Origin of the sequence: Bradyrhizobium erythrophlei (assembly GCF_042430365.1) — a bacterium.
GTDB lineage: Bacteria > Pseudomonadota > Alphaproteobacteria > Rhizobiales > Xanthobacteraceae > Bradyrhizobium > Bradyrhizobium erythrophlei.
In genome coordinates, this window is sequence record NZ_JBHMET010000148.1 from 1 (window position 1) to 5,627 (window position 5,627).

Here is a 5,627-nt window from a genome sequence, read left to right on the forward strand (position 1 = left end):
GCCCATGCCGGCGAACGTGGTGATCCGCACTCAGCTACACCACGCCACGGGGCACGATCCAGCCATTGCCTCGACTGCCCTTATTGCCGAACTCGACCATGTTTTGAGAGCAGGCCCGCCAGACCGCCGGATGCGGATGTTGCGGCAGGTGGCCGGCCTTTTTCTCGAGGACGCCCACCGGCTCAACGAGCATCATATCGGCGTGTTCGACGATGTCCTGGTCCGCTTGATGGAAGACGTCGAGTTGCGGACATTGACCACGCTGAGCCGCTCGTTTGCCGACCTGCGGTCGGTGCCCAGAGAACTGGCGCGACGCCTCGCCCTCCATGATGACGCCGATGTCGCGGCACCGATCCTGCGGAAATGCGCCTGCATCTCGGATGCCGATCTAATCGACATCGCGTGGATGCGCGCCGAAGGACACCTTTGCGCAATCGCCGGCCGAAAGAAGATCAGCCAGGAACTCACCGATATTCTGCTGATGCGGGGCGACAGCAGCGTCCTTCGCTCGCTGGCAAGTAATTCTGGCGCGCAAATTAACAGCGCGGGTTTTGCCATTTTGGTCGATGCCGCCGAGCGGGACGACGACGTCGCCTGCTCACTGGTCTTGCGCAGCGACCTGCCGCCTGGTGCGCTCGGCGACCTCATTGCAAGGTCCACGTCACGCCTGCAGGCCCGCCTCCTCAAGATCGCGCCTCAGGCGATAAAGGATGCGATCCGCGCGGCTATCGATGCCAGCGCCGCGCGTATCCGAGCGAAACCGCCGGCCGCCATCGACTATACCGAAGCCAAGGCGACGGTCATGGCGCTCAACAACGCCGGCCAGCTGAATGACTCCAGCGTCAATCGCTTCGCAGTGAGGGGCGAATACCACAACGTCGCCGCGGCGCTGGCGCAGCTTGCGACCGTTCCGACCGAGACAATCGAACCGCTGCTGGAGGCCGCCGACATCCGCGGGCTCGTCATCGCCTGCCGGGCCTCGCGGTTGAACTGGAACACGACGAAGGCCATCGTCAGTAATCGGAAGCTTGGTCAGGCCACTTCTCAGCAACAGCTCGAAGACGCCAAAGATATGTTTGAATCGTTCCTGCTTTCAAGCGCCCAGCGCATGATCCGATTTGGCTTGATCAATGATTTGACCGCGAAGCCGTCCTCCGCGGCTGGAGAGTTGTAGTGGCATATGGGGATCGAAAAGCGGAGCGCATTCGGCTCGAACACCCTTATCCCGTGAACCTCATGGGAGTCGACGGCACCTGGCGTCGAAGTTGTGTCCTTCTCGACATCTCGCAGAGCGGCGCCCGGCTTGAAGTCGCCGGAACGCTGGAGGTGCTGCGGGCGCAGGAGTTCTTTCTGCTGCTCTCCTCGAGAGGATTGGCCTTCCGCCGTTGCGAACTGGTCCGTGTCGACGGCGCCGAGGTCGGCGTGAGATTCATCGAGGAGAAAAAAAGGAAGGGAAAGGCCGTCATTCCGAAATGAGGAATGACGGCATTGATCAGGCCTGAGGGGAACCACCTACATGACCATGCAGAGAGTAACGAACGTCTCGGTATCGACAGAGTCTGCCGAGCCGCTGCGCGGGATCATCGAATTCGACTGCGCCGGCGCCGTCGCGAAGTTCGTGATCAACGAGGACCTTGCGCATCAAGTTTGCAGCGGCCTTGAACGCTTTCTCACCCAGGCCCCGCGCCGGGCACGCGTCGTCCAGTTTAGGCGATGTGCTCCTTGATGGCAGGAGGCTGACGAGGCGCTTCGATGCTGATCCACGTGGTTGCCGACACCCCCTCTAGGCTGTCTGCCGTCCGCGGCATACTTGGACGGACATTCGAGGTCACGTCCGAGCTGCTTGATGCTGCCCGGCTTCGCGGCAATGACATCGAAGCCATCATCGTCAGCGCAGATTTGCGGGTGATAGATAACATCGCGGCGCTGAAGGCTGTCTCCAGCAAGCTCAAACGGATTCCGAGGCGCATCTTCATCATCGATCAACGCTCGCGCCTTGCGACGGTTCAGGGCTATGCACTCGGCGCGACGGATATCTTCTTCAATCCGGTCAAGCCAGCGCAACTCCTGGCAAGGATCGCTGATATCGAGGCGCCGTCGATCGCCCCGGACGACGAGCCGACATCGACCGCTCAGAAGGCTGCGTCCGCAGGCGCCGCCAGCATCGCATCGATGTTTTCGGCTGTCATCAACGGGTCGGCGGTCAATGTCGCGGACGCCAAGGGCGCGGGCGGCAGGATCGCCGACAGCATTGCCGAACACGGCCTCTCCGACTGGCTGACGACGGTGCGCCGCCATCACGAGGGCACCTATCAGCATTGCCTGCTGGTGACCGGCATTGCCGTCGATTTTGGCCTGAGCCTTGGCATGAGCAAAGCCGACGTCGAACGACTCCATTCGGGCGCGATGTTCCACGACATCGGCAAGGCAAGGATCCCACTCGCGATCCTCGACAAGCCGGGGCGGCTTGACGAGGCCGAGCGCACGCTGATCGAAACCCACCCTGCCGCCGGATATGAGGTGCTGAAGAGCATTCCGGGTATATCCGCGGAAATCCTTGATGCGGTGCGGCACCATCACGAGTATCTGGACGGCAGCGGCTATCCGGACGGCCTGTGCGCGGAGAGCATCTCCGATATCGTGCGTGTCCTGACCATCTCCGACATCTTTGCCGCACTGATCGAGCGGCGGGCCTACAAGCCGACGATGCCCAGGGAGACGGCATATGAGATTCTGCTGGACATGAAGGGCAAGCTCGAGCGGCCACTGGTCGTGGCGTTCAGGGACGTCGCCCTGAGCCGTTGACTTCCCCCTCTGTCTACTCCCGCTTGAAGCGGCAGCCGAAGCGGTCGCCATCCGGCTTGATCAGGCCGACCGTCGGCGCCGGGAAATGGATCGGCAGGATTAGCGTGTCGGTGTCGGCGACTGAAGCGAAGCATTTCCGCCGTGACACTATTTCGGTTCCCAGTGCCGGCTTGGCCGACCAATCCGGCTCGCGGCACTGGATCACGTGGTGATGGACGCGGACCTCTGGCCCGACAGCTTGCGGCTCACGTCGCCCGGACTGCGGCCTCCGGATTAGACGTCCCAACCGCTTAGAAAAGGCCTGCACCGCGCCGGTGAAATGAGCTTACCGCGAAAGCCATTTGATTATCTTGATTGCATCGTCGGGATCGCGCCAACCCAGAAACTTGAGCTCCTTCTGCTTAAGAGCATTCGTCGCCTGAAAGTACTTTGCAAGTTCATCTTTGGCTGGTGAGGGAAGCTGCCGCACGTCCTGCAGGGGCGCCGCCAAGATGCAAGCGCCCGGGGACAGCGATCAGCCGACACCGCCGGCGCGCAGGCCATGACGACGGCGACCCAAAAGGCCGGCTCCCTGAAGCTGCTGCTCGTTCAGTTTTTGCAGGACTGTCGGCATCTGCTGCGCACACGTTCGCGATCTTCATCTCGTTAACGAACAAGGTGCAGTCTCCTCTCCGTGCCCTTGCCCGAATGGGCTATGATGAGCTGGAGCTGCCGAACCCAGTACGCCGAGGCGATGACCTCGATCTCGAATCGACCGTTCTGGAGAAGCGCGAGTCGAAGTCGAAACCCGACAGAGGAATCCTTCGCAACCAGGTCCACTTGCGCAACCAAAGACGCGAGACGGTGTTGCAGTGTATCAGCAGTGTTCTCGTTGCGAGGCGACCGGATACGAAAGCATCGACATAAGTCGTTCGATGTTTGCCGTCGGTTGGTTTTCGCTTCGATCTCTCTGGCGAGTCAAATCTCGAAAACTTGATGTGAGTATAACGCGTCCGCCTTACTCCAATGAGCCGACGCAATAGCCGACATCGCGTTTCGTCGGCTCAGGGTCAACAGCGAAGCTCATCAACACGCCTGCTTATGGAGTAACGCGGAATTTAGATTGGTTCTTTGCTGTTTCCGTATACGCCCCAGCGAGACCGCCGCTGGGCCACCGGCCGATTCTTCTATAACATCTGATTTGCGAACGCGGCAGCCGTCTGCACCGGCCAGCAGCTCAGGCTACCCGACGTTTCCAAGCTCGCGATGAACAGGTGTTCACGAGCGTTACGAAATGGTCACGGAGGTTTCGTTGAATGGCCTTGCCCGATCGCCTACCTCTTTCTGGAACAGGAGGGACGTTCCATGAAACAGTCGCAGCATCTCTTAGACAACGCAGTGATCTGCTCCAAGCTCGCCAAGCGGTCAATCGATAAACAAACGAAAACTCGCTTCAAGCGCATGGAAGAAGCCTGGAGGGCTCTAGCGCGAGAACAAGATTGGCTCGATGGAGAGATCACTCCAATCGAAGCATTCCGGCTTGGCCGCCCCACTGGCGTCAGGCAGTCCTATGCCGCATGAAATCGGTACCCCAGATCGATCGTACCTTGCTCGACGATCACGCCAGGAGCCGCGGAGCAATGGAGCAATACGACCTAATCATGCGATCCACGCGACGCGGCAAGCTCTGCAAGGTCTGTCTCAGACACCTCGGTAAGAGCGCTTCCACTGCACAATCTACTCGGCGAACGACACGCTTGGCGAGCGGCTCAAGCTGTATGTTGAGGAGAACGTTCCCGACTAAAGCCGTCCATCGTCAGCCTGATCTTGTGCGCGGCGTGGTCAATCGTGATGCAGTTTATCCTCGTCAGCGCGCCGCTGGTCCTGAAGAACAGTTTGTGGCGGAGCTTAAGCTCGGCCTCGATGCGGTGGTGCCCTTTGATAAGCATGCCGTCAAGGTTGGCCTCACCGAGTTCGTCGCCGGATTCGTTCACGATTGTTCGGATCATTTCGCCTCTATGATGTGTTTCATCTCCGCCGCGATGGTTCGCAGTCTATACAACCTTGTGCCGATCCCGGCGTTCCGATCGTGAAGCAGACGTATCCGAACGACCATACGCCCGACGAGCGCATCAAGCTCTATGTGCAGGAGAACTTCCCGGCCGCTTAGAGGCGGAGGGCTTGCACGGCTCCGGGCTCGCCTGAAATGGCGCGCTGCGGACTACCGAGCTGGTCTATCGTGATCCATTCGCGGTCAAGTGTCGGCTCATAGAGATCGAAGCCGTCAGGACTGGATGCGACGACCGGCATCTCCGGATCGAGCTTCTGTAGCTCATCTATCAAGTCTTTGACTTTCATGGGCTTGCTCGTTGCTGGTCCTCGCCGTGATGCCGGAGCATTCCAACACCGCGGCCATGATGGCCTCGCGATCCTAGTCAGGCCGACACCAAACGGCCGTAGCTCAACCTGCAGCGCCGCGCCCATGAGGCTGGCAATTGACCCGGCCGCGGGCAGGGAATGCATCGCTTTACGCCTCCGATCCAACGCGCCGGCCTTGTTGACGTTCCTATAGACCAGGCAACCGCTCTGCGCCCAACGTTCGTCGGCGACATGGGCCGCACTCGGCCGGGACCGCGACTTCCCCATCTTGGCCCTTTGCGGACTTGCCGATGGGCGGCGCTGATGCCTGGTTCTGAGGTCAATGCGGACGTTATACGCGAGGGCACGACACGGCTCCTGGCGCGAAGCGGACTTTCGCTGAAAATCGGAGGTCGCCTAAGGGCAACCTCGTCTGCACAAACGCACCGTGCTTATTCGGGCAGCCCTGCTTTGCGGAAACCTTC

Annotated in this window: 7 protein-coding genes and 1 pseudogene; 5 read left to right on the forward strand and 3 right to left on the reverse strand. The window is 60.3% G+C overall.

Annotated elements, in window-relative coordinates; all coding sequences use genetic code 11:
• From ACFFWD_RS23005 to ACFFWD_RS23020, 4 genes are all read left to right on the forward strand, one after another.
• The coding region (locus ACFFWD_RS23005) for a DUF2336 domain-containing protein (protein WP_376968818.1) at window positions 1–1,174 on the forward strand (1,174 nt) is incomplete at its 5' end.
• Window positions 1,174–1,476, forward strand: coding sequence for a PilZ domain-containing protein (locus ACFFWD_RS23010; protein WP_376968820.1), 303 nt, complete (start codon window positions 1,174–1,176; stop codon window positions 1,474–1,476). The genes ACFFWD_RS23005 and ACFFWD_RS23010, both read left to right, overlap by 1 nt.
• Window positions 1,477–1,516: 40 nt before the next feature.
• Window positions 1,517–1,726: a hypothetical protein gene (locus tag ACFFWD_RS23015; RefSeq protein ID WP_376968822.1), complete on the forward strand. Its 210-nt coding sequence runs from the start codon at window positions 1,517–1,519 to the stop codon at window positions 1,724–1,726.
• A 26-nt stretch (window positions 1,727–1,752) separates the two neighbouring features.
• Window positions 1,753–2,805: an HD-GYP domain-containing protein gene (locus tag ACFFWD_RS23020; RefSeq protein WP_376968823.1), complete on the forward strand. Its 1,053-nt coding sequence runs from the start codon at window positions 1,753–1,755 to the stop codon at window positions 2,803–2,805.
• 13 nt (window positions 2,806–2,818) lie between these two features.
• On the opposite strand, the pseudogene ACFFWD_RS23025 reads toward ACFFWD_RS23020, so the two are convergent.
• Window positions 2,819–3,016: pseudogene (locus tag ACFFWD_RS23025) on the reverse strand (MBL fold metallo-hydrolase); the annotation flags it as partial.
• A 1,133-nt stretch (window positions 3,017–4,149) separates the two neighbouring features.
• Here ACFFWD_RS23025 and ACFFWD_RS23030 point away from each other — a divergent pair.
• Complete coding sequence (locus tag ACFFWD_RS23030) at window positions 4,150–4,365, forward strand: hypothetical protein (protein WP_376968825.1); 216 nt, start codon at window positions 4,150–4,152, stop codon at window positions 4,363–4,365.
• Window positions 4,366–4,553: 188 nt separating this feature from the next.
• Here ACFFWD_RS23030 and ACFFWD_RS23035 read toward each other — a convergent pair whose 3' ends face one another.
• Together ACFFWD_RS23035 and ACFFWD_RS23040 are read right to left on the reverse strand one after the other, a co-directional pair.
• The gene (locus ACFFWD_RS23035) at window positions 4,554–4,793 is read right to left on the reverse strand and encodes a hypothetical protein (protein ID WP_376968827.1); all 240 of its coding nucleotides are present in this window, start codon (window positions 4,791–4,793) and stop codon (window positions 4,554–4,556) included.
• 157 nt (window positions 4,794–4,950) lie between these two features.
• Window positions 4,951–5,142 carry a hypothetical protein gene (locus ACFFWD_RS23040; protein ID WP_376968829.1) on the reverse strand — a complete coding sequence of 64 codons (192 nt, stop codon included), beginning with the start codon at window positions 5,140–5,142 and terminating at the stop codon, window positions 4,951–4,953.
• Window positions 5,143–5,627 lie beyond the last annotated feature (485 nt).

Bases quoted from the DNA above. Each gene is read 5' to 3' on its own strand.
- ACFFWD_RS23015 (WP_376968822.1), top strand. From the start codon at position 1,517: ATGACCATGCAGAGAGTAACGAACGTCTCGGTATCGACAGAGTCTGCC.
- ACFFWD_RS23020 (WP_376968823.1), top strand. From the start codon at position 1,753: ATGCTGATCCACGTGGTTGCCGACACCCCCTCTAGGCTGTCTGCCGTC.
- ACFFWD_RS23030 (WP_376968825.1), top strand. From the start codon at position 4,150: ATGAAACAGTCGCAGCATCTCTTAGACAACGCAGTGATCTGCTCCAAG.
- ACFFWD_RS23035 (WP_376968827.1), bottom strand. From the start codon at position 4,793: ATGATCCGAACAATCGTGAACGAATCCGGCGACGAACTCGGTGAGGCC.
- ACFFWD_RS23040 (WP_376968829.1), bottom strand. From the start codon at position 5,142: ATGAAAGTCAAAGACTTGATAGATGAGCTACAGAAGCTCGATCCGGAG.